Genomic DNA, 21,401 nt, shown 5'->3' with positions numbered 1-21,401 from the left:
GCAGCTCACTATGGGCGCCCCCGCGAGGGCTGTAAACGCTCATGACACGAGGTTGTATACGATCCTCGGATACGGTGACGGTGCCGACGCCCACCCCCATCCGGCCGCCCCTGAAGCACTGTCAGCGAGCGTCAACACCCCCGCGTACACGCTGGCACCGGCTGCCCATGACCGCCGCGCCCGGCGTTCCTATCGTCCTGACATGCCTCCAGGAACCGCGCCCCCACCAGCCGCTTCCCCCGTGCGGCCGCCGGCCGTCACACACCCTGCCGCCCCTGTCACCGTCCTCGCCATCGGCGGCAACGCGCTCCTCAGCGGCGGACCGCGCGCCACGATCGCGGAACAGTTCGCCGCCGCCCACCAGTTGGCGCGTCCGGTGGCCGAGCTCGTCCGCGCCGGGCACCGCGTGGTCGTCACGCACGGAAACGGCCCGCAGGTCGGCTTCATCAAGCGGCGCGCCGACCTCGCGGCCGAGCTCGCCCCCGAACTCCCGTTGCTCGACCTCGACATGTGCGTCGCCGACTCGCAGGGCAGCATCGGCTACATCCTCGTACGCGGCCTCTCGGACGCCCTGCCGGCCGGGTCGCGGCCCGTCGCGCTGCTCACGCACACCGTCGTCGACCCGGACGACCCGGCGTTCGCCCGGCCCACCAAGCCCATCGGCGCCCACTACGAGCGCGCGGAGGCGGAGCGGCTGGCCGCCCGGTACGGGTGGGCCGTCGCCGATGACGCGGGGCGTGGGTGGCGCCGCGTGGTGCCCTCGCCGGCGCCACAGGCCGTCGTCGAACTCGATGCCATCGGCGCCCTGTTGGACGCCGGCCACGTCGTGGTGGCGGGCGGGGGTGGCGGCATCCCCGTCACGCGCGGGCCCGACGGAGCACTGTGCGGCGTGGAGGCGGTCGTCGACAAGGACGCGACGTCCGCGCTGCTCGCCTCCGCGCTCGGCGCGACCGAGCTGATCGTGACGACCGGAGTGGAGCGGATCGCCCTCGACTGGGGCACCCCGCAACACCGCGACCTCGACCGCATGGACGCGGCGCAGGCCCGCGAGCATCTCGCGGCGGGGCAGTTCCCCGAGGGCAGCATGGGGCCGAAGGTGCGCTCGGCCCTGGACTTCCTCGCGTCCGGCGGCCACCGTGTGCTGATCACGTCGCCGGGCGCGCTGAGCGAGGCACTGCGCGGCACGACGGGCACACGCATCGTCCCGACGGCCGGGGCCGCCCGGCCGGTCAACGGCGATTTCCCCAGCAATGCCTACAGCAGCGGCAATGGCAACACGACGGCTTCGGAGCCGTAACACAACGACAGCAAGATCATCTGTCTGTGCCGCGACTCCCCCGCGCCCGCTCACAGCCCCCTCACGGCCGAAGGACCTCATATGACGCTGACCTCCGCCGCCCCCTCCCCCGACGCCATGCCCGTCGACGGCCGCCACCACCTCGCCACCACACCCGACACCGCCCGCTGGGGTGTGCTCCCCCGCGCGGACAGCGCCCCGGTGCTCAAGGTCGACGACGGTGACACGGTCACGTTCGACCTCGTCTCCCACGAGGGGATCCTGCCGGACCAGGGCCGCGACCCGGTGGAGTTCTTCGGCGGTTACGGAGTACCGGCCCACCAAGTGCCGCGCGACGCACAGGAGATCGCGGCGTGCGACCTCGGGCGCGGGCCGGAGAGCCTGATCGGCCCGCACATCGTCACGGGCCCCGTCGCGGTGCGCGGCCCCGGCCCGGTGATCTGTTGTGCGTGCGCACCCTGAGCCTGCACCGGCGTACCCACTACGGCATCGTCTCCAACCGGCACTCCCGCGGCTCGCTGCCCGGCGAACTCCCGGATCCGGCCGCCGAGTTCACGAGCCCGGACACCAAGCGCGCGGCGGAGGGCACGGTCTCCTCGTTCTGCACGGTCGAGCGGGACGGCGACGGCGCCGAGTTCGGCGTCCTGCGCTGCACGCCGACGCTGAGCGCACGCTTCCCGCTCGGCCCGTTCGTGGGGATCATGGGCGTGACGGACGACCGCTCGGACACGCTCAGTTCGGTGCCGCCAGGACCCTTCGGCGGCAACCTCGACATCAAGCACCTGACCTGCGGATCGAACCTGTACTTGCCGGTACGTACCGACGGCGCGGGCTTCTACGCGGGTGACCCGCACTTCGCGCAGGGCAACGGGGAGGTGGCCCTCACCGCGCTGGAGGCGCCGCTGCGCGCGACGGTCCAGCTGTCGGTGGTGCGCGGTGCGGCGGCGCGCCGGGTGACCGGGCTGCTCGCGGAGCCGTTCGCCGAGAACCGTACGCACTGGATCGCGCTCGGGCTCGACGCCGACCTCGACGAGGCGATGCGCCAGTGCGTGCGCTCCGCGCTCGGCTTCCTCACGGCGCGCACCGGCATGGACCGTGCCACCGCGTACGCCTATCTCAGCGCGGCAGCCGACTTCGAGGTTTCGCAGGTGGTCGACCAGGTCAAGGGCGTCCACTGCCTGATCCGCAAGGCGGACTTCCCCGCCGAGACGTAACCACCAATCCCCCCAGGTCGCGCCCGCACGCACCGCACCCGCACTTGCCCGTCACGCATCTCTCGACCGAAGGAGAACCACCGTGACCGCTCTGCTGCTGCGCCACGCGCGTGTGGAGGACTCGCCCGACCCGACCGACATCCGTGTACGCGGCGGACGGATCGAGGCCATCGGCCCCGCTCTCGCTCCGCCGGAGGACATCGGAGCCGAGACCCTCGACTGTGCGGGCCGTGTCGTCGTGCCCGGTCTCATCGAGGCCCATCTGCACCCGGACAAGGCACTGCTCGACGGGCTGACCCCGGAGGGCACCGGTTCGCTCGCGGACGCCATCAGGATCACCGCGCAGTGCAAGGCCGGGTTCACCTACGACGAGGTACGCGCGCGTGCCGAGCAGGTGCTCCGGATGTGCGTCCTGCACGGCACCACCGCGATCCGCACCCACCCCGACGTCGACCCGGTGGCGGGCCTGACCGGGCTCAACGTCCTGCTGGAACTGCGCGACAAGTGGGCGGCCCTGGTCACCCTCCAGGTCGTCGCGTTCCCCCAGGAGGGCATTTTCAAGGCGCCCGGCACGGAGAAGCTGCTCCGTGAGGCGCTCGACTCGGGCGCCGATGCCGTCGGTGGGTGCACCTACAACGAAGCCTCCCTCGCCGACTGCCACCGGCACGTGGAGCTGGTCCTCGATCTCGCCGTCGAGTACGGCGTGCCGGCCGACCTGCACGCGGACTTCGGCGACGACCACGGCGACGGCCGCTTCGCCCTCGCCGAGTTCATCGCCGCCCGCACCGCCGAGCGCGGCCTCCAGGGGCGGGTGACGCTCGGCCACGCCACCTCGCTCGCCGGGCGTCCGCCGGCAGAGCGACGCGCGGTCCTCGCCGCGCTCGCGGCCGCCGGGGTCGCGGTCGTGCCGCTGCCCGCCACGGATCTCTTCCTCGGCGGTCGCGGCGACGACACGGCGCCGCGCCGGGGCCTGGCCCCCGTGCGCGAACTCTGGGGCGCGGACGTCCTCACCGCCTGCGCCACCAACAACATCCGCAACGCCTTCACCCCGTACGGCACCGGCGACGTCCTGGAGACCGCGCTGCTGCTCGCCCGGATCGCGCAGCTTTCGGGCCCCGCCGACCTGCGCCGGGTGCTGCGCATGGTGACGTACGACGCCGCGCGCGTGCTCGGCATTCCGGAAGCGGACTACGGGGTGCGCGAGGGCGCGGTCGCGGACCTGGTCGTCCTGGACACCCGCGATTACGACACGCTGCTCCTGGACCGGCCCGCGCGCACCGCGGTGGTCAAGTCGGGTCGGGTGGTGGCCCGTTCGACGGCCTCCGCAGAACTCGACGGTTCCCTCATCGCGGGCGGGGTGGTCTGACATGGCCGAGGCGACGACAGGGACGAACACGTCCGCTCCGGTGACACCCGTGGTCCGGGAGCGGATTCCGCACGAGATCGTGGCGTCGGTGCTCGCCGCGACGACCGCGTTCGTGGGCGGGACCGCGCTGCATCTGCCACCGTGGGCGATCTTCATTTCGTGGGCGGGCATGTTCCTGATGGGCGGCCCGAACCTCGCCGGCGCGCGCAAACTGTGGTGCGCGATGCCGGTGGGTTCCACGTACGCGCTGCTCATCGTGCTCCTGGAGACCCACGCGGGCACGGCCTTCGGCGAGAGCCAGCTGGCCAAGAACACCTTCGGGGCGCTGTGCATCCTCGTCCTGAACAGCGCGCTCATGTACACCGGCCGGGTCCGGTTCTTCTCCCTCATTCCCGGCATGTTCTTCGGTTTCGCCAGCTACTTCGCGACGTTCTTCGGCGGGTTCGGCTTCGAGGCGGGCAACCCGTGGTCGGCCTGGGTGTGCGTGGTCGCCATGAACGCGCTCGGCCCGGTGTACGCCTGGCTGTCGATGCGGCTGACCTTCCCGGTGGAGATCAAGTCGCCTTCCTGAGCCGCCCTGTTCACCCTGACGTCACTCCGCGTTCGGGGCGGGGGTCGAACGTGTGCGCTGTACACGCTCACCGCGCCTCAGGAGGCCCCATGTCCCCGCTCGTCCCCGGCAAGCGCCGCGTCCTCGGCCGTTCCGTCGCCGCGGGTGTCCCGCTCGCCGCACTGGTGGCGCTCAGTGTGACGCCGGCCGCGACGGGTGCGCCCAGCGGGTCCGGCGCGGCCGAGGTCACCGGCAGCGCGACGCTCGGCGACGTGCCGCTCGGCGGGTTCAGCAATGCCCTGCTGCCGGGGACGGTCGACGACGACCGGGGCGTGGACCTCGGCGGCGTCGGCTCGGACCTCTACCCGGCGGGCCGCAAGGGCGAGTTCTGGACGGTGACCGACCGCGGCCCGAACGGCCAGATCAAGGTCGATGGAACGAAGCGCCGCACGTTCCCCGTGCCCGGCTTCGACCCGGCGATCGTCAAGATCCGCGTCACTGGCGACCAGGTGAAGGTCCTCGACGCGCTCCCGCTCACCACGAAGTCCGGCAAGCCCGTCACCGGCCTGCCGAACCAGGAGGCCCGCGACGAGAAGCCGTACTCGTACGACGCCGGGAGCCCGCTCTCGTACAACCCGAACGGTCTCGACACCGAGGGCATCGTGCGCGCGGCGGACGGCAGCTTCTGGCTCGTCGACGAGTACGGTCCCTCGCTCGTGCACGTCTCCGCGGACGGCCAGGTGCTCGCCCGGCACGTGCCGAAGGGCCTGAAGCTGCGAGGCGCCGACTATCCGGTCGTCGAGTCACTGCCGTCCGTGCTGCTGCACCGCAAGGTAAACCGGGGCTTCGAGGGACTCGCCCAGCTGCCGGGCGGGGACCTGGTGCTGGCCGTACAGAGCCCGCTGTCGCTGCCGGACGAGGACGCGGGCGACGCCTCGCGGACGACGCGCCTGCTGCGGTTCTCCCCGAAGAGCCAGGCGGTCACGGCGGAGTACGCGTACCGCTTCGACCCGGTGGACGTGGTGAACCCGGGCGAGGACGACCCCTCCGAGCTGAAGATCTCCTCCGTCGTCGCGGTCGGCGGCAATCGGCTGCTCGTCGAGGAGCGCACCGACAAGGCGGCCCGCCTTCAGGAGGTGCGGCTCACGCGCGGCGCGGACATCCTGGGCGGGCGCTGGGACGACGACGCGACGTCCCCGTCCCTGGAGGAGCTGAAGGACCCTGCGGCGAAGGGTGTTCCGGTCCTCCGCAAGCGACTCGTGGTGGACCTGAACACGGTCGACGGCGTCCCCGAGAAGATCGAGGGCATCGCGCTCGCGGGCCGCGACACCCTCGCCCTCATCAACGACAACGACTTCGGAATGACCGACGGCGCGGGTGCGTTCGACGCGGACGGGCGGCTCGTGGACAGCGGCGTCGAGACGAAGGTGACGCATGTGAAGCTGCCGAAGGGCGCTCTGTAGGGGCGCGCGTCGGCCGTCTCACCCGCCCAACGCGCTGGGCAGCTCGCTCGGAAGCTCACTGGGCAGCTCGGAGGGCAGTTCGCTCGGCAGGCCGCTGGGGAGTTCGCTCGGCAGGTTGCTGGGCAGCGAGGGCGGCAGCTCGCTCGGGATGCTGGGCGAAGCCCGTTCGCTGCTCTCGGCGGGGGACTTCTTGTCGTCCTCGGAGGGACCGGAGGAGTCGTCGCGGGTCATCACGAGCACGACGGCACCCACGATCACCACGAGAGCGACGAGCACCGCGATCAGCAGGAGCGGGCGCCGGCCGGAGCGGCGCGGCCCTTCGGGCGGCGGCGCACCGAAACCGCCTCCCGAAGGTGGGGGTGCACCGAAACCGCCGCCCGAAGGCGGCGGCGCGCCAAAGCCACCTCCGGGCGGGGGCGGCGGCTGGGGAGGTATCGGAGGTGTGGACACCCTTCAAGCATTGCCGCCCGGGCGCCAACACGCGAGACCCTCCGGGAAGTTGACCGGCCGGATGCTGTGCGCCCGGCCGGTCCGCCCCCGACGCAGGACGGGCGTCAGCCGCGCACGCCCAGCAGGTGGTCCATCGCCAGCTGGTCGAGGTGCTCGAAGGCCATACCGCGCTCGGCGGCGGCGTTCACGTCGAACTCCTCGAAGGCGCTCTTGTCGGCGAGCAGCGCGGACAGGCCGTCGGCGGCGGTCGGCTGCGCGAGCTCGTCCAGGCGGGACGCGGCCAGGGCCGCCTGGACCTCCGGGTCGGCGCGGAAGGCGGCGGCCCGGTCCTTGAGGATCAGGTAGTTGCGCATGCAGCCGGCGGCCGAGGCCCACACGCCGTCGAAGTCCTCGGTCCGCGGCGGCTTGAAGTCGAAGTGCCGCGGGCCCTCGTAGCCGGCTCGCTCCAGCAGGTCGACGAGCCAGAACGCGGCGCGCAGGTCACCGGCGCCGAAGCGCAGGTCCTGGTCGTACTTGATGCCGGACTGGCCGTTGAGGTCGATGTGGAAGAGCTTGCCCGCCCACAGGGCCTGGGCGATGCCGTGCGGGAAGTTGAGGCCCGCCATCTGCTCGTGGCCGACCTCGGGGTTGACGCCGTACATCTCGGGCCGCTCCAGGCGCTCGATGAACGCGAGGGCGTGGCCGAGGGTCGGCAGCAGGATGTCGCCGCGCGGCTCGTTCGGCTTGGGCTCGATGGCGAACTTGAGGTCGTAGCCCTGCTCGATGACGTACTCGCCGAGGAGGTCGAAGGCCTCCTTCATGCGGTCGAGCGCGTCGCGCACGTCCTTGGCGCCACCGGACTCGGCGCCCTCGCGGCCACCCCACGCGACGTACGTCTGGGCGCCCAGCTCGGCGGCGAGGTCGATGTTGCGGATGGTCTTGCGGAGCGCGTAGCGGCGCACGTCGCGGTCGTTGGCGGTGAAGCCGCCATCCTTGAAGACCGGGTGCGTGAACAGGTTCGTGGTGGCCATCGGGACGACCATGCCGGCGGCGTCGAGGGCCTGCCGGAAACGCTTGATGTGCGACTCGCGCTCGGTCTCGGAGGACCCGAACGGGATCAGGTCGTCATCGTGGAAGGTCACGCCATGGGCGCCGAGTTCGGACAGGCGCTGCACGGACTCGACCGGGTCGAGCGCCGGACGGGTGGCGTCGCCGAACGGGTCGCGGCCCTGCCAGCCGACGGTCCACAGACCGAAGGTGAACTTGTCCTCGGGGGTGGGCTGGTACGTCATCTTGCGGCTCCCTCGCCGACTATTTCGTCATGGCGCTTTACAAATTAGTATGCGGGAACGCCGCTGGGAAGAGCCGACGGCCTCACAGGCCCAGATTTCCCGAGATTTCAGGAGAGCCGCATGTCAGCTGCCGATGGACCCCTCGTCGTAGGAGTCGACAGTTCCACGCAGTCCACGAAGGTCCTGGTCGTCGATGTCGCGACGGGCGCGACCGTGGCGAGCGGGCAGGCGCCGCACACGGTGACCTCGGGCGCGGGCCGCGAGAGCGATCCCGAGGAGTGGTACCGGGCGTTGCGCGAGGCGCTGGCCCAGTGCGGCGACGCGGCCCGGCGCGCCTCGGCGGTGTCGGTCGGCGGGCAGCAGCACGGACTGGTGACGCTGGACGCGCGGGGGCGGCCGGTGCGGCCCGCACTGCTGTGGAACGACGTGCGCTCCGCGCCGCAGGCCCGCCATCTGGTGGACGAGTTGGGCGGGGCGAAGGCGTGGGCGGAGCGATTCGGCGTCGTGCCGGCGGCCTCCTTCACCATCTCGAAGTGGGCGTGGCTGGCCGAGCACGAGCCGGAGGCCGCGCGCGCCACGGCCGCGGTCCGGTTGCCGCACGACTACCTCACGGGACGGCTGACCGGTGACGGCACGACGGACCGGGGCGACGCGTCCGGTACGGGGTGGTGGGCATCGTCGACCGAGGCGTACGACGAGGACGTGCTCGGGCGTGTGGGGCTCGACCCGGCGCTGCTGCCGCGCGTGGTGGCGCCAGGCGAGGTCGCGGGCTCGGTACGCGCGAGGGCCGGAGAACTGCCTTTCGCCGAGGGCACGTTGGTGGCGGCCGGTACGGGTGACAACGCAGCCGCCGCGCTCGGCCTCGGCCTGCTGCCGGGAACTCCTGTACTGAGCCTCGGCACATCGGGCACGGTGTACGCGGTGTCGCGGAACCGGCCCACCGATCCCTCCGGCACGGTCGCCGGTTTCGCGGACGCGCGCGGCGACTGGCTGCCGTTGGCCTGCACGCTGAACTGCACGCTCGCGGTGGACCGGATCGCGACGCTCCTCGGCCTGGACCGGGAAGCCGTCGAGGCAGGCGGTACGGCGACGATCCTCCCCTACCTGGACGGCGAGCGGACGCCCAACCTGCCGGACGCCTCGGGCCTGTTGACGGGTCTGCGGCACGACACGACCGGTGGCCAGCTGCTGCAGGCGGCGTACGACGGGGCGGTGCACGCACTGCTCGGCGCCCTCGACCGGGTGCTCGACGCGGACGCCGACCCGGCGGCTCCGCTGCTGCTCATCGGCGGCGGGGCGCGCGGCACGGCCTGGCAGGAGACGGTGCGGCGGCTGTCGGGGCGGGCGGTGCAGGTGCCGGAGGCCGGGGAACTGGTGGCCCTGGGCGCGGCCGCGCAGGCCGCGGGCGTACTGACCGGCGAGGACGCGGGGGCGGTGGCCCGCCGCTGGGACACGGCACGCGGGCCGCTGCTGGAGCCGGTGGAACGTCGGGACGAGGCGACGCTGGAGCGGATTTCGGGAGTGCTGGCGGGGGCGGGGGCGCTGCTGGGGGACGGGTGAGGGCCAGTCGACACGTGGGGCCCACGCGACGAGTGAGGCCTACCCGACAGGTGAGAACTGCGCTGCAGGTGGGGCCTGCTCGACGAGCGGGATCCCTCCGCCGAGTGCGGCCCGCCCGACTCGTGAGGCCTGCCCGGCTCGCGAGCCCACCCTCCGGAAGACCCCACCTCACCGCCCCTGGGAGCATGAGCGCATGACCGCACCACTGCACCGGCCGCGACCGGGCACGTCCGACACCCAGCAGGCCATGCGCCGCCGCAACCTGTCCCGCGCCATGCACGCGATCGCCGCCGAGGGGTCGCTCTCGCGGGCCGCGGTGGCGCAGCACATCGGCCTGACCCGGGCGGCCGTGTCCACGCTCGTCGACGAGTTGATCCGGGCGGGGCTGCTGGAGGAGCTGGGGCCGCAGCGTCCGGGCGGCGTGGGGCGGCCCGGCAACGCGCTCGCCGTCAGCGGTCAGGGCCCTGCCGGTCTCGGCGCCGAGGTGGGCGTCGACCATCTCGCGGTGTGCGCGGTGGACCTGCGGGGCGAAGTCCGGGCGCGGGCAAGGCGCCGGGTGAGCAACCGGGGGCGCGCACCGAAGCCCGTACTGGACGAACTCGCCGAACTGGTACGGGAGGTGACCGGCGAGGCGCGAGCCGCCGGGCTGCGGCCCGCGGGGCTCGCGATCGCCGTGCCGGGCCTGGTGGCGCGCGGCACCACGACCGTCGTGCGCGCCCCCAATCTCGACTGGCACGACACGGATGTCGCGTCCCTGCTCCCGGACGAGGTGCCGGTCACCGTCGAGAACGAGGCGAACTTCGGCGCCCTCGCCGAACTGTGGCTCGCCGAGGACTCCCCCGCCGACTTCCTCCATGTGTCGGCGGAGATCGGCATCGGCGCGGCGCTCGTCGTGGACGGCCACCTCCTGCGCGGAACCCGGGGGTTCGCGGGCGAGCTGGGCCATGTGCCGGTGCGTCCAGAGGGGCCCGCGTGCCCGTGCGGCGGGCGTGGCTGCCTCGAGCAGTACGCGGGTGAGGAGGCGGTGCTGCGTGCCGCCGGCATCGATCCTGGCCCCGACCGGGTGTCACTGCTCGCCGAGCGGGCCGCCGACGGTGACACCGCGACGCGCGGGGCGCTGCGCTCTGCGGGCACCGCACTCGGCATCGCGCTGACCGGGGCGGTCAACCTCGTGGATCCGCGGGCGGTGGTCCTCGGCGGCGCGCTGTCGCGCCTCTCGCCGTGGCTTCTGCCGTCCCTGGAACGGGAGTTGACCCGCCGCACGGCCTCCCCGGAGGACGGCGTCATCGCCTCCGGCCTCGGTTCGGACGGGCCGCTGCTGGGGGCGGCGCATTCGGTGGTGCGGGCGGTGCTGGACGACCCGATGGGGGCGGTGGCCGCCTGAGGGCGGGCCCACGGCCCGAGAGAACGGGGCGGGTTCCACCGCCGGGGCACCGCTCCCCCACGTGCCACTGGTTCGGACCTCTGACGTGCGGTTGTTCACAACGCGCCGGTTGTCCACAGATCTTCCGTGCCCTCTTCCGCCCCAACCTGCGGGCCCCGTAACGTGATTCACGCGAGGCGCCGCAGGTACGACCGACCGACGGGGGCGGCGCGCGCACGGGGCGGCGTCGTCGGCTTCCCTTCGTCCCTCCCCCACTGCCCACAGAGCGGAGCGCAGTCCTCATGAGCGATCTGCGGATGCTGACCGTCCGGCCGGAGCCCGGCGAGTACGCCTGGACGTTCGGCGGTGCGCCGCCCGTCGCGCGTATCGCTCCGGGCACGGCGCTCGACCTGTTCACGGAGGACTGCTTCGCGGGCCGGGTCCGTTCGGAGAAGGACCTGGTCTCGGAGGTCTGCGAGTTCCCCTTCCTCAACCCGCAGACCGGCCCGTTCCACATCGATGGCGCCGAGCCGGGCGACACCGTGGCGGTGCACTTCGTGTCGGTGGAGCCCGCGCGCGACTGGGCGGCGTCCACGACGGTGCCGCTGTTCGGGGCGCTGACGTCGACGCACGCGTCCGCGACGTTGCAGCCGCCGCTCCCGGAGACCGTCTGGATATGGCAGCTGGACCGGGCGCGCCGCACCGCCCGGTTCACGGCGCGGGACAGCGAGTTCACCGTCGACCTGCCGATGGACCCGATGCACGGGACGGTCGGCGTAGCGCCCGCGAATCTGGAGGTCCGCTCGGCGCTCGTGCCGGACGCGCACGGCGGGAACATGGACACGCCGGAGATGCGGGCAGGCGTCACCTGCTATCTCGGCGTGAACGTGGAGGGCGCGCTGCTGAGCCTCGGCGACGGGCACGCGCGGCAGGGCGAGGGCGAGACCTGTGGTGTCGCCGTGGAGTGCGCCATGCACACCGTCGTCATCGTGGAGCTGCTCAAGGGCGTGGCGACGCCGTGGCCGCGCATCGAATCGGACACGCACATCGTCTCGACGGGTTCGGCCCGCCCGCTGGAGGACGCCTTCCGAATATCCCAGCTCGACCTGGTGCAGTGGCTCGTACGGGACTACGGCTTCAGCGAGTTGGACGCGTACCAGTTCGTGACGCAGACCGTGGAGTCGCCGCTGGCGAACGTCTGCGACACCAACTACACGTGCGTCGCCAAGCTCCGCAAGGAGTGGCTGCCCGCACGCGAGACGCACCGCGGACTGCACGCACGGCTGCGCGAAAGCGCGACGGCCCTGCCCCGCCCCGAACTCTGAGCCCCACCTCACTCGAACTCTGAGACCCGCCCCACCGGTGACCTGAGAGGCAGGATTGACATGGACCGAGCAAGCACATCGTTCCCGAGCCGCCGCCGGCTGCTCCAACTCGGGGCGCTCGCCGCGGCGCCCAGCGCACTACTGGCCACGGGCCGGGCCGACGCCCTGCCACTGGCGACGGTGGACTACCCGAAGGCCGAGTCCGTCCCGGCGAGCAAGTCCAACTACACGGAGTCCGGGCGCCCGTTGTCGTACCCGGTCGAGTTCGTGATCGTGCACGTCACCCAGGAGGACTACGCGACGACGCTCGACATCTTCAAGAACCCCGCCAAGCAGGTCTCCGCGCACTATGTCGTGCGCTCCTCCGACGGGCACATCGCCCAGATGGTGCGGGAGAAGAACGTCGCCTGGCACGCGGGGAACTGGGACTACAACACGCGCAGCATCGGCATCGAACACGAAGGGTGGGTCGACAAACCGGAGTACTTCACCGAAGCAATGTACCGGGAGTCGGCGGCGCTGACCGCGTCGATCTGCACGCGCTACGGCATTCCGAAGACCCGCGAGCGGATCATCGGCCACGTGGAGGTGCCGGGCGCGGACCACACGGATCCGGGACCGAACTGGGACTGGGACCGGTACATGCGGCTGGTCGTCGCTGCCTGATCCCGGCGGTCGCGACCGCCTCCGCATCCTGATTCCGGCGGACGCGACCGTCTCCACATCCTGATTCCGGCGGACGCGACCGGCTCCGCAATCCGTGAGTGGCATGTGCCGAATCGCCCGATCCGTGTTCCGCTCCTTGTCGGCCCGCGCCCCCGGGGTGACGATGGTCGCGCCCGCCGCACCGTCGCGAAGGATCCCGCCTGGAGGCCGCGTTGACCGAACAGTGGGTCGCCCTGGAGCCGGGCACCGACCCGTCCGAGCGGGTCAGGGCGCTGCGCCGCGCGCATGACCGGTTCACCGCGGCGGGCACCGTGGCCCGTCCGGTTCGGCCCGTCGTCGCCGCGTCCTGGCGCCGCTCGGCCGGCGCGCACGTCAACCCGGACGCCTCGGCGTCGGTGGAGATGCCGGAGGGCGATCTCGGCAGCTACCGGGCGGAGCATCCGCTGGCCCGCGTGATGCCGCTGTTCCGCGAGCTGATGGGCACGTTCGCGGCCGACGGCGAGCATCTGCTCGCGGTGTGCGACGCGCACGGCAGGCTGCTGTGGGTGGAGGGGCACACGCGTACGCGGCAGGCGGCGGACCGGATGAACTTCGTGCCGGGCGCCCGCTGGTCGGAGTCGGCGATGGGCACGAACGCGCCGGGCACGGCCGTCGCGGTCGACCGCCCGGTGCAGGTCTTCGCGGCCGAGCACTTCATCCGCAAGGTGCAGCCGTGGACCTGCGCGGCGGCTCCCGTGCACGACCCGCACACCGGACGACTGCTCGGCGCCATCGACATCACGGGCGGCGACCGCCTCGCGCACCCGCACAGCCTGGCGTTCGTCCAGGCGGTGGCGAGCGCGGCGGAGTCCCACCTCGCCCTCCTTGCCCCGCCGCCGGCGGCCGAACCGGCCCTGCGTCTGACCGTGCTCGGCCGCGACGAGGCCCTGCTCGTCACCCCCGACGGCCACAAGCTCCGCCTCAGCCGCCGGCACAGCGAACTCCTCGTCCTGCTCGCCCGCCACCCGGAGGGCCTGACCGGCGACGAACTCCTCTGCTTCCTGTACGAGGACGAGTCCGTGACGCCGGTGACGCTGCGGGCCGAACTGGCCAGGCTGCGCCGGGTGCTTGGCCCCGATGTGCTGCGCTCGCGCCCCTACCGGCTGTCGGCCCCGGTCGACTCGGACCTCACCACGGTCGAGCGCCGCCTGGCCTCGGGAGCGGTCACCGCGGCGGCGTCCGCGTACAGCGGACCACTCCTGCCCTCGTCGCAGGCGCCCGCCGTGGCCCGCATCCGGCACCGCCTCGCCGACGAACTCCGGGCCGCGCTCATCGCCCGCGGCGACCCCGACCTGCTCGCCGACTGGGTGCACGCCCCATGGGGCGAGGACGACCTGGACGTCTGGCGCGCGCTCGCGGCGACCCGTCCGACGCCGCCGGTCCTGGCCCGCCTCACCGCACTCGACGACGAACTGCGCTCCCCGGCTCCGTAAGCGCCCACCCGCCACCCGCACGCACGCACGCAACGTCACTGCAACGTCCGGACTCCTAGCCTCCCTGCGAACGCTGCCCAAAGGCGGGCAGCCGCAGAGGAGGCCAGCACCATGACCCGCTACGCAGCGCCCGGCACCGAGGGCTCCGTCGTCTCCTACCAGGCCCGCTACGACCACTTCATCGGCGGCGAGTACGCGCCGCCCGCCCGCGGCCAGTACTTCGAGAACCCGAGCCCCGTCAACGGACAGCCGTTCACCGAGATCGCCCGCGGCACGGCCGAGGACGTCGAACGCGCCCTCGACGCCGCGCACGCCGCCGCTCCCTCCTGGGGCCGCACGGCGCCCGGCGCCCGCGGCGACATCCTCCTCAAGATCGCCGACCGCATGGAGCAGAACCTCGAACTCCTCGCGGTCGCGGAAAGCTGGGAGAACGGCAAGCCGGTCCGCGAGACCCTCGCCGCCGACATCCCCCTGGCCATCGACCACTTCCGCTACTTCGCGGGCGCCGTCCGCGCACAGGAGGGCAGCCTCTCCGAAATCGACGACGACACGGTCGCCTACCACTTCCACGAGCCGCTCGGCGTCGTCGCGCAGATCATCCCGTGGAACTTCCCCATCCTGATGGCGACATGGAAACTGGCCCCGGCCCTCGCCGCCGGCAACGCGGTCGTCATCAAGCCCGCCGAACAGACCCCGGCGTCGATCCACGTCTGGCTGGACCTGGTCAAGGACCTGCTGCCGCCAGGTGTGGTCAACATCGTCAACGGCTTCGGCGTGGAGGCGGGCAAGCCGCTGGCTTCGTCCTCCCGCGTGGCGAAGGTCGCGTTCACGGGCGAGACCACGACGGGACGCCTGATCATGCAGTACGCCTCGGAGAACATCAAGCCGGTCACGCTCGAACTCGGCGGCAAGTCCCCGAACCTCTTCTTCGACGACGTCTGGGCGAAGGACGACGACTTCCGCGACAAGGCCCTCGAGGGCTTCACGATGTTCGCCCTCAACCAGGGCGAGGTCTGCACCTGCCCGTCCCGCGCGCTCATCCAGCAGGGCCACTACAGCGAGTTCCTCGAAGCGGCCATCGCCCGCACCGAGGCCATCAAGCCCGGCCACCCCCTGGACACCGACACGATGATCGGCGCCCAGGCCTCCAACGACCAGCTCCAGAAGATCCTCTCGTACCTGGACATCGGCCAGCAGGAGGGTGCGAAGGTCCTCACGGGCGGCCAACGCATCGAGTACGACGGCGAGTTGGCGGGCGGCTACTACGTCCAGCCCACCATCTTCGAGGGCCAGAACCGCATGCGGATCTTCCAGGAGGAGATCTTCGGCCCGGTCGTCTCGGTCGCCTCCTTCGCCGACTACGACGACGCCATCAAGATCGCCAACGACACGCTGTACGGCCTCGGGGCCGGGGTGTGGACCCGCGACATGAACACGGCGTACCGGGCGGGCCGTTCGATCCAGGCGGGCCGCGTCTGGACCAACTGCTACCACGCGTACCCCGCGCACGCGGCATTCGGCGGCTACAAGCAGTCGGGCATCGGCCGCGAGAACCACAAGATGATGCTGGACCACTACCAGCAGACGAAGAACCTTCTCGTCTCGTACTCGGCGCAGAAGCTCGGCTTCTTCTAGGAGACACAAAGCGGCGCCCGCCCTGGCCTGTCCAGGTCGGGCGCCCGCTCGCGCGAGCCGACACGGCCGGGTCGCGGCGAGGCCGCAACTCCCGTGGAGGGTCTATGAACTGACGACACGTCACGTTACGCTCCGGCGCATGACTTCCACGGTGGTCTGGGGCACCGGGAACGTGGGACGCGCGGCGATCCGAGCCGTCGACGCCCACCCCGGGCTCGAACTCTGCGGCGTGCTCGTGCACGACCCCGCCAAGGACGGCCGCGACGCGGGCGACCTGGCCGGTTACGACCACGCCCTCGGTCTCACCGCGACGACGGACGTCGACGCGGTGCTCGCGGCCCGGCCCGGCGCCGTCTTCTACGCGGCCTCCGGCGAGCTGCGCCCCGACGAGGCCCTCGACGACATCTGCCGGGCCCTGCGCGCCGGTGCCGTCGTCGTCACCCCGGCCCTCTATCCGCTCTACGACCACCGCAGCGCGCCGCCCGACTTCACCGATCCTGTGCGCGCGGCGATCGCGGCGGGCGGCGGCTCGCTGTTCGTCTCCGGCGTCGACCCCGGCTGGGCCAACGACGTACTGCCCCTGCTGGTCAGCGGTCTCGGCACCCGCGTCGACGTGCTGCGCTGCCAGGAGATCTTCGACTACTCGACGTACGACCAGGAGGACTCGGTACGCGATCTCGTCGGCATGGGACACCCCATGGAGTACGAGCCCCTGATGCTGGCGGAGTCCATTCCGACGATGGTGTGGGGCGGGCAGCTGAGACTGCTGGCGCGGGCGCTCGGGGTCGAACTCGACGACATCCGCGAGACGTTGGAGCGCCGGGCCCTGGAGAGCGACGTCACGACGGCAGCCATGGGCGACTTCGCCGCGGGCACCCAGGGCGCGGTCCGCTTCGAGGTGCAGGGCGTCGTGGACGGTGAGGTGCGCATCGTCGTCGAGCACGTGACGCGGATTCATCCGTCCTGTGCGCCCGACTGGCCGCTGCCACCCGGTGGCGGGGCCGGCGCGCACCGGGTGATCGTCGAGGGCCGCCCGCGCATCGAAGTCACCGTCCAGGCCACCGACGAGGGTGGCAACCACGCGGCGGGCGGAAACGCGACCGCCGTCGGACGCCTCGTCGGCGCGATCGACTGGCTCTGGTCCGCGCCGCCCGGACTCTACGACGCGCTCGACGTGCCGGTGACCCCCGCCGTCGGCCGGCTCGGAAGGAAGCAGCCATGAGTGAGGCAGCCATGAGGATCGACATACCTGACGGCCAGGAACCCATCCCGTACGTGTGGGGCGAGATGGTGCCCGCCATCGGGCCCGCGGCGGCGCAGTTCTCCATGGCCGTGTACGACCACTCGGCCCTGGGACTGCGGGAGTTCGAGGCGGCGCGGCTGCGGATCGCGCAGATCAACGGGTGCCTGTTCTGCCTGGACTGGCGCACCGAGCGGGACGGCGAGAAGGTCGAGGAGTCGTTCATCGACGCCGTCGAGGGCTGGCGCGAGACCGAGGCGTTCGACGAGCGGACCCGGCTCGCGGCCGAGTACGCGGAGCGCTACGCCGTCGACCACCACGGCCTGGACGAGGAGTTCTGGAAGCGGATGACCGCTCATTACGGCCAGGCCGAGATCGTGGAGCTGAGCATGGCCATCGGCTCCTGGCTGGCCTTCGGACGGCTCAACCACGTGCTGGGACTCGACACGGTGTGCGCCCTGCCCAAGCCGTGAACCACCCCCGGGCGGCCGCGACTTGGGCAGGTCGTGGCCGTCAGAGGTCCGTGGCGACGATCTTGGCGATATTGCGCTCGGCGAGCGCCGTGATGGTCACGAACGGGTTGACACTGGTGTTGCCCGGGATCAGCGCGCCGTCGATGACGTAGAGGCCCGAATGGCCGTGCAGGCGCCCGTAGTTGTCGGTCGCCTTGTTCAGCACCGCGCCGCCCAGCGGGTGGTACGTGAGGTGGTCACCCCAGATCTTGTACGTACCGAACAGGTCGGTGCGGTAGATCGTGCCCTCCTTCGCGTTGATCTTGTCGAAGATGGTCTTGGCCATGTCGATCCCCGACTGCTTCCACGCCGTCTGCCAGTTCAGGTCCACACCGCCGGACGTCGGGTTGTACGCGAACTCGGCGCGGTGCGGGTTCTTCGTGATGGACAGGTAGAACGACGCGTAGGTCTCGATGCCGGTCGGCAGCGGAGCCACTTCGGCGAAAGCGCCGCCCGCGGCCCAGTTGTCGATGCCGCCGGTGGGGATCGACGCCTGGAGCGAACCGGTCGGGTCCCACAGGTGGTTGGCGCGCCCGCACATGACGTTGCCGTTGTCGCCCCAGCCCTTGCCGATCTCACCGTTGAGCGCGGGGAGGGCGCCGGTCGCCTTGAGCTTGGTGAGGAGTTTGCTGGTGCCGACGCTGCCCGCGGCGAAGAAGACCCGGTCCGCGGTGACTTCCTTGGTGGTCGTGACGGCGCCGGCGGTGTCCAGCTGGTCCATGCGCACGGTGTAGCCGCCGCTGGCGGCCGGGGCGACCGACGTCACCTTGTGCAGCGGGGAGATGGTGACCTTCCCGGTGGCCGCGGCCCGCGCGAGGTAGGTCTTCTGCAGTGACTTCTTGCCGTAGTTGTTGCCGTAGAGGATCTCCCCCGCGAGCGCCGACTTCGGCACCGTCCCCGCGGCCTCCTTCTTCATGTAGTCCCAGTCGTACACGTCAGGGACGAACACGAACGGGAAGCCCGAACGCTGGGCGTGCTTACGGCCGACGCGCGCGTACTGGTAGCACTCGGCGGTCTCGAACCAGTCCGGGTCGATGGTGGCGACGCCGAGCCCCGCGTTGGCGCGCGGGTAGTACGTGCCGTACATCTCACCCGCGTCGACGGAGGGCAGGATCGCCGCGAAGTTCTCCCGCTTGGGCGTCACCGCCATGCCGCCGTTGACCAGCGAGCCACCGCCGACGCCGCGGCCCTGGTAGACGGTGATACCGGCGAAGTCCTCGGCGTCCAGGATCCCGGTGTACTTCGGGATGTCCTTGTCGATCGGGAAGCCGAGGAAGTTGCTCAGGGGCTGCTTGGTTCTGGTTCTCAGCCAGAAGGATCTCTTGTCGGGTGTGGTGGTGTTGGCGAAGATCTTGCCGTCGGATCCCGGGGTGTCCCAGGCCATGCCCATCTCCACCATCCGCACGGCGACGCCGGCCTCGGCGAGCCGGAGCGCGGCCACGGAGCCGCCGTACCCGGTACCGATGACGAGGGCGGGCAGGCGTGCCCCGTCGGCGAGGGGAGCGGCGGCCGCCCCGGTGGAGCGGTCGGCCGCGGCGGCGTGACCGCTGAGGGCCACGGCGCCGAGAAGAGAACTTGTTCCTGCGATGAAGCCTCGGCGGGAGATCCCGTTACGGGCCACTTCAGGCCGGGTTGAGTCGGTCATTGCACGTTCCTCACTCTCGACGGAATGGGAACGAGTTCTACTGTTGATCGCCAATCAAGTCGATGCATACCGATAGGTAATGTGCGTCCAATTCACGCCAACTTCTCCCGATCTTGGGCGGCCAGTACTCGGGAGTCAGACCGCGACGAGCTCCCGCTCACGCTCCGGCGCCTCGACCTCGACCTCGGCCTTGGGCTTCTTGTTCGGCAGCGAGAGCCGGAAGACCTTGTGCCAGGCGGAGAACACCTGCTTGGGCAGCGGCCCGGTGACGTAGTCCAGCTCGTACTTCTCGAACAACGCGCGCACCTTCACCGCGACTTCGGCGTACCGGTTGCTCGGCAGGTCCGGGAACAGGTGGTGCTCGATCTGGTGCGACAGGTTGCCGCTCATGAAGTGCATGGCCTTGCTGCCGCTGATGTTCGCCGAGCCCATCATCTGCCGCAGGTACCACTGGCCGCGCGTCTCGCCCTTGATCGAGCGGCGCTCGAAGACCTGCACGCCCTCGGGGAAGTGCCCGCACATGATCACCGAGTGGGACCAGATGTTGCGGACCAGGTTCGCGGTGAACGTGGCGGCGAGCGTGGGGAGGAATGACGGACCCGACAGGGCCGGGTGGATCACGTAGTCCTTGAGCACCTGCTTGCGGATCTTGCGGCCCACGGCCCTGGCCCGCGCGCGGAACTCCGGGTTCTTGCGGCGGTGCTTGCTGAGGTTCTTGCCGAGTTCCAGGTCGTAGGCCGCGATGCCGTACTCGAAGAAGCAGGCGTTGATGAAGTTCCACACCGGCTGGCCGAGGTGGAACGGGTGCCACTTCTGGTCCTCGTCGACGCGCATGATGCCGTAGCCGAGATCGTTGTCCTTGCCGATCACGTTGGTGTACGTGTGGTGCAGCTCGTTGTGCGAGTGCTTCCACTGATCCGACGGCGAGACGTGGTCCCACTCCCAGGTGGTGGAGTGGATCTTCGGGTCCCGCATCCAGTCCCACTGGCCGTGCAGGATGTTGTGGCCGATCTCCATGTTGTCCATGATCTTCGCCACGGAGAGCCCTGCGGTGCCGAGCAGCCACGCGGGCGGGAAGATCGAGAACAGCAGCACGCCCCTGCTGACCAGTTCGAGCTTGCGCTGTGCCGAGATGACCTTGCGGATGTAGGCGGCGTCCTGCTCGCCGCGTCCTGCGATCACCTCGTCGCGGATCGCGTCCAGCTCGCGGCCGAGCTCTTCGATCTGTTCCGAGGTCAGATGTGCGGTGGGGTCGATGGCGGTCACGGTGCTCCTACCGTTCGATGTCGCAGGGGCCCGCCGCGGCGGACACACAGGTCTGGATGAGGACGCCGGGATCGGCCTCGGTGATCTCGCCGGTGCGCAGGTCGCGGACGGCGCCCGCCTTGAGAGGCGTGACGCAGCCGAAGCAGATGCCCATGCGGCACCCGGAGGGCATGAGGACGCCGGCCTCCTCGCCGACGTCCAGCAACGGCGTGGCGCCGTCCGCGTCGACGGTCTTGCCGGTGGCGCTGAACGTGACCTCGCCGCCGTCACCGGCGACGACGATGCTGGGGCGGAAGCGTTCGGTGTGCAGGCGCTCCAGGGCGCCGTGCTCGGTCCAGTGCTCCTCGGCGGCGTCGAGCAGGCCCGCGGGCCCGCAGGCCCAGGTCTCGCGCTCGGCCCAGTCGGGCACGAGTTCGCCGAGACGGGCGATGTCGAGCATGCCGTCGGTGTCGGTGTGCACCTCGGTGAGCCGCAGCTTCTTGTCCGCGACCAGGCCGTGCAGTTCGTCGCGGAAGATCACGTCCTGCGGCTGTGGCGCGCAGTGGATCATGACGACGTCGTCGAACGCGGTCTCGCGCAGCATGCCCATCACGGGCGTGATGCCGCTGCCGGCCGTCAGGTAGAGCACCTTGGCGGGCTTGGCCCGCGGCAGCACGAAGTCACCGGTCGGCTGGTCGAGCTGGATCAGCGTGCCCGGTTGCGCCCTGCGGACCAGGTGGTTGCTGACCTTGCCGTCCGGGATCGCCTTCACGGTGATCGTGATGCGGCCGTCCTGGCGGTTCGTGGGTGAGGTGATGGAGTAGGCGCGCCACAGGCGCACCCCGTCGACGTCGACCCCGATGCGCACGTACTGACCGGCCGTATGGCCGCGCCAGCCCCGTCCAGGTCTGATCACGACGGTCGCGGCGTCGCCCGTCTCGGGGTGCACGGCCTCGATGCGCCCACGCAGGTCGGCGCCCGCACGCAGCGGGCCGACCAGGTCGAGGTAGTCCGACGGCAGCAGTGGCGTCGTGACCATCTCCAGCAGTTTCCACGCCCTGCTGCGGAGGGCTGTACTCGTCATGGCACCAGCTTGCTGTGCCTCAAGGCGTAAAGTCCTGACCGCA

At 71.3% G+C, this 21,401-nt stretch carries 19 protein-coding genes; 14 read left to right on the top strand and 5 right to left on the bottom strand.

Features of this window, described 5'->3' with window-relative positions; genetic code table 11:
* Nucleotides 1–202: 202 nt before the first annotated feature.
* The 6 genes from ACWD2L_RS05570 to ACWD2L_RS05545 all read left to right on the top strand — a co-directional run bounded on the left by ACWD2L_RS05570 (nt 203) and on the right by ACWD2L_RS05545 (nt 5,890).
* Nucleotides 203–1,297, top strand: a complete 1,095-nt coding sequence (locus tag ACWD2L_RS05570; RefSeq protein ID WP_351331423.1) for a carbamate kinase — start codon at nt 203–205, stop codon at nt 1,295–1,297.
* 81 nt (nt 1,298–1,378) lie between these two features.
* Entirely contained in the window at nt 1,379–1,759 is a 381-nt protein-coding gene (locus ACWD2L_RS05565; protein ID WP_351331422.1) for a hypothetical protein, read from the top strand.
* Nucleotides 1,747–2,511, top strand: a complete 765-nt coding sequence (locus ACWD2L_RS05560; RefSeq protein ID WP_351331421.1) for an acetamidase/formamidase family protein — start codon at nt 1,747–1,749, stop codon at nt 2,509–2,511. The genes ACWD2L_RS05565 and ACWD2L_RS05560 overlap by 13 nt, the downstream gene beginning before the upstream one ends.
* An 82-nt stretch (nt 2,512–2,593) precedes the next feature.
* Entirely contained in the window at nt 2,594–3,877 is a 1,284-nt protein-coding gene (locus ACWD2L_RS05555; RefSeq protein ID WP_351331420.1) for an amidohydrolase family protein, read from the top strand.
* A 1-nt stretch (nt 3,878) separates the two neighbouring features.
* Nucleotides 3,879–4,448, top strand: a complete 570-nt coding sequence (locus ACWD2L_RS05550) for a DUF1097 domain-containing protein (protein ID WP_351331419.1) — start codon at nt 3,879–3,881, stop codon at nt 4,446–4,448.
* An 89-nt stretch (nt 4,449–4,537) separates the two neighbouring features.
* Nucleotides 4,538–5,890: an esterase-like activity of phytase family protein gene (locus ACWD2L_RS05545; protein ID WP_351331418.1), complete on the top strand. Its 1,353-nt coding sequence runs from the start codon at nt 4,538–4,540 to the stop codon at nt 5,888–5,890.
* A gap of 18 nt (nt 5,891–5,908) precedes the next feature.
* On the opposite strand, the gene ACWD2L_RS05540 is transcribed toward ACWD2L_RS05545, so the two are convergent.
* Nucleotides 5,909–6,166 carry a hypothetical protein gene (locus tag ACWD2L_RS05540; protein ID WP_351331417.1) on the bottom strand — a complete coding sequence of 86 codons (258 nt, stop codon included), beginning with the start codon at nt 6,164–6,166 and terminating at the stop codon, nt 5,909–5,911.
* 278 nt (nt 6,167–6,444) lie between these two features.
* On the bottom strand, nt 6,445–7,611 hold the full coding sequence (gene xylA / locus ACWD2L_RS05535) for a xylose isomerase (RefSeq protein ID WP_351331416.1): 1,167 nt from the start codon (nt 7,609–7,611) through the stop codon (nt 6,445–6,447).
* Between the two features lie 120 nt (nt 7,612–7,731).
* On the opposite strand from xylA, the gene xylB reads away from it, so the two are divergent.
* From xylB to ACWD2L_RS05495, 8 genes are all read left to right on the top strand, one after another.
* Entirely contained in the window at nt 7,732–9,171 is a 1,440-nt protein-coding gene (gene xylB / locus ACWD2L_RS05530; RefSeq protein WP_351331415.1) for a xylulokinase, read from the top strand.
* A 193-nt stretch (nt 9,172–9,364) separates the two neighbouring features.
* Complete coding sequence (locus tag ACWD2L_RS05525; protein WP_351331414.1) at nt 9,365–10,555, top strand: ROK family transcriptional regulator; 1,191 nt, start codon at nt 9,365–9,367, stop codon at nt 10,553–10,555.
* Between the two features lie 281 nt (nt 10,556–10,836).
* Complete coding sequence (locus ACWD2L_RS05520; protein WP_351331413.1) at nt 10,837–11,859, top strand: acetamidase/formamidase family protein; 1,023 nt, start codon at nt 10,837–10,839, stop codon at nt 11,857–11,859.
* Between the two features lie 60 nt (nt 11,860–11,919).
* The gene (locus ACWD2L_RS05515; protein WP_351331412.1) at nt 11,920–12,525 is read left to right on the top strand and encodes an N-acetylmuramoyl-L-alanine amidase; all 606 of its coding nucleotides are present in this window, start codon (nt 11,920–11,922) and stop codon (nt 12,523–12,525) included.
* 212 nt (nt 12,526–12,737) lie between these two features.
* Nucleotides 12,738–13,997 (top strand): GAF domain-containing protein, encoded by a 1,260-nt coding sequence (locus ACWD2L_RS05510; RefSeq protein ID WP_351331411.1) that lies wholly within the window; start codon nt 12,738–12,740, stop codon nt 13,995–13,997.
* Nucleotides 13,998–14,108: 111 nt separating this feature from the next.
* Nucleotides 14,109–15,632, top strand: a complete 1,524-nt coding sequence (gene exaC / locus ACWD2L_RS05505) for an acetaldehyde dehydrogenase ExaC (protein WP_351331410.1) — start codon at nt 14,109–14,111, stop codon at nt 15,630–15,632.
* 139 nt (nt 15,633–15,771) lie between these two features.
* Complete coding sequence (locus tag ACWD2L_RS05500) at nt 15,772–16,854, top strand: NAD(P)H-dependent amine dehydrogenase family protein (protein ID WP_351331409.1); 1,083 nt, start codon at nt 15,772–15,774, stop codon at nt 16,852–16,854.
* Nucleotides 16,855–16,865: 11 nt separating this feature from the next.
* Nucleotides 16,866–17,345 (top strand): carboxymuconolactone decarboxylase family protein, encoded by a 480-nt coding sequence (locus ACWD2L_RS05495; RefSeq protein WP_351331536.1) that lies wholly within the window; start codon nt 16,866–16,868, stop codon nt 17,343–17,345.
* A gap of 40 nt (nt 17,346–17,385) precedes the next feature.
* Here ACWD2L_RS05495 and ACWD2L_RS05490 read toward each other — a convergent pair whose 3' ends face one another.
* The 3 genes from ACWD2L_RS05490 to ACWD2L_RS05480 form a co-directional block, all read right to left on the bottom strand.
* Nucleotides 17,386–19,029, bottom strand: a complete 1,644-nt coding sequence (locus ACWD2L_RS05490; protein ID WP_351331408.1) for a GMC oxidoreductase — start codon at nt 19,027–19,029, stop codon at nt 17,386–17,388.
* A gap of 135 nt (nt 19,030–19,164) precedes the next feature.
* On the bottom strand, nt 19,165–20,295 hold the full coding sequence (locus ACWD2L_RS05485; RefSeq protein ID WP_351331407.1) for a fatty acid desaturase family protein: 1,131 nt from the start codon (nt 20,293–20,295) through the stop codon (nt 19,165–19,167).
* 7 nt (nt 20,296–20,302) lie between these two features.
* Complete coding sequence (locus ACWD2L_RS05480) at nt 20,303–21,358, bottom strand: ferredoxin reductase (RefSeq protein ID WP_351331406.1); 1,056 nt, start codon at nt 21,356–21,358, stop codon at nt 20,303–20,305.
* Nucleotides 21,359–21,401 lie beyond the last annotated feature (43 nt).

This window comes from Streptomyces sp. NPDC002754, from assembly GCF_053592315.1.
This window is presented reverse-complemented; position numbering and strand designations above follow the sequence as displayed.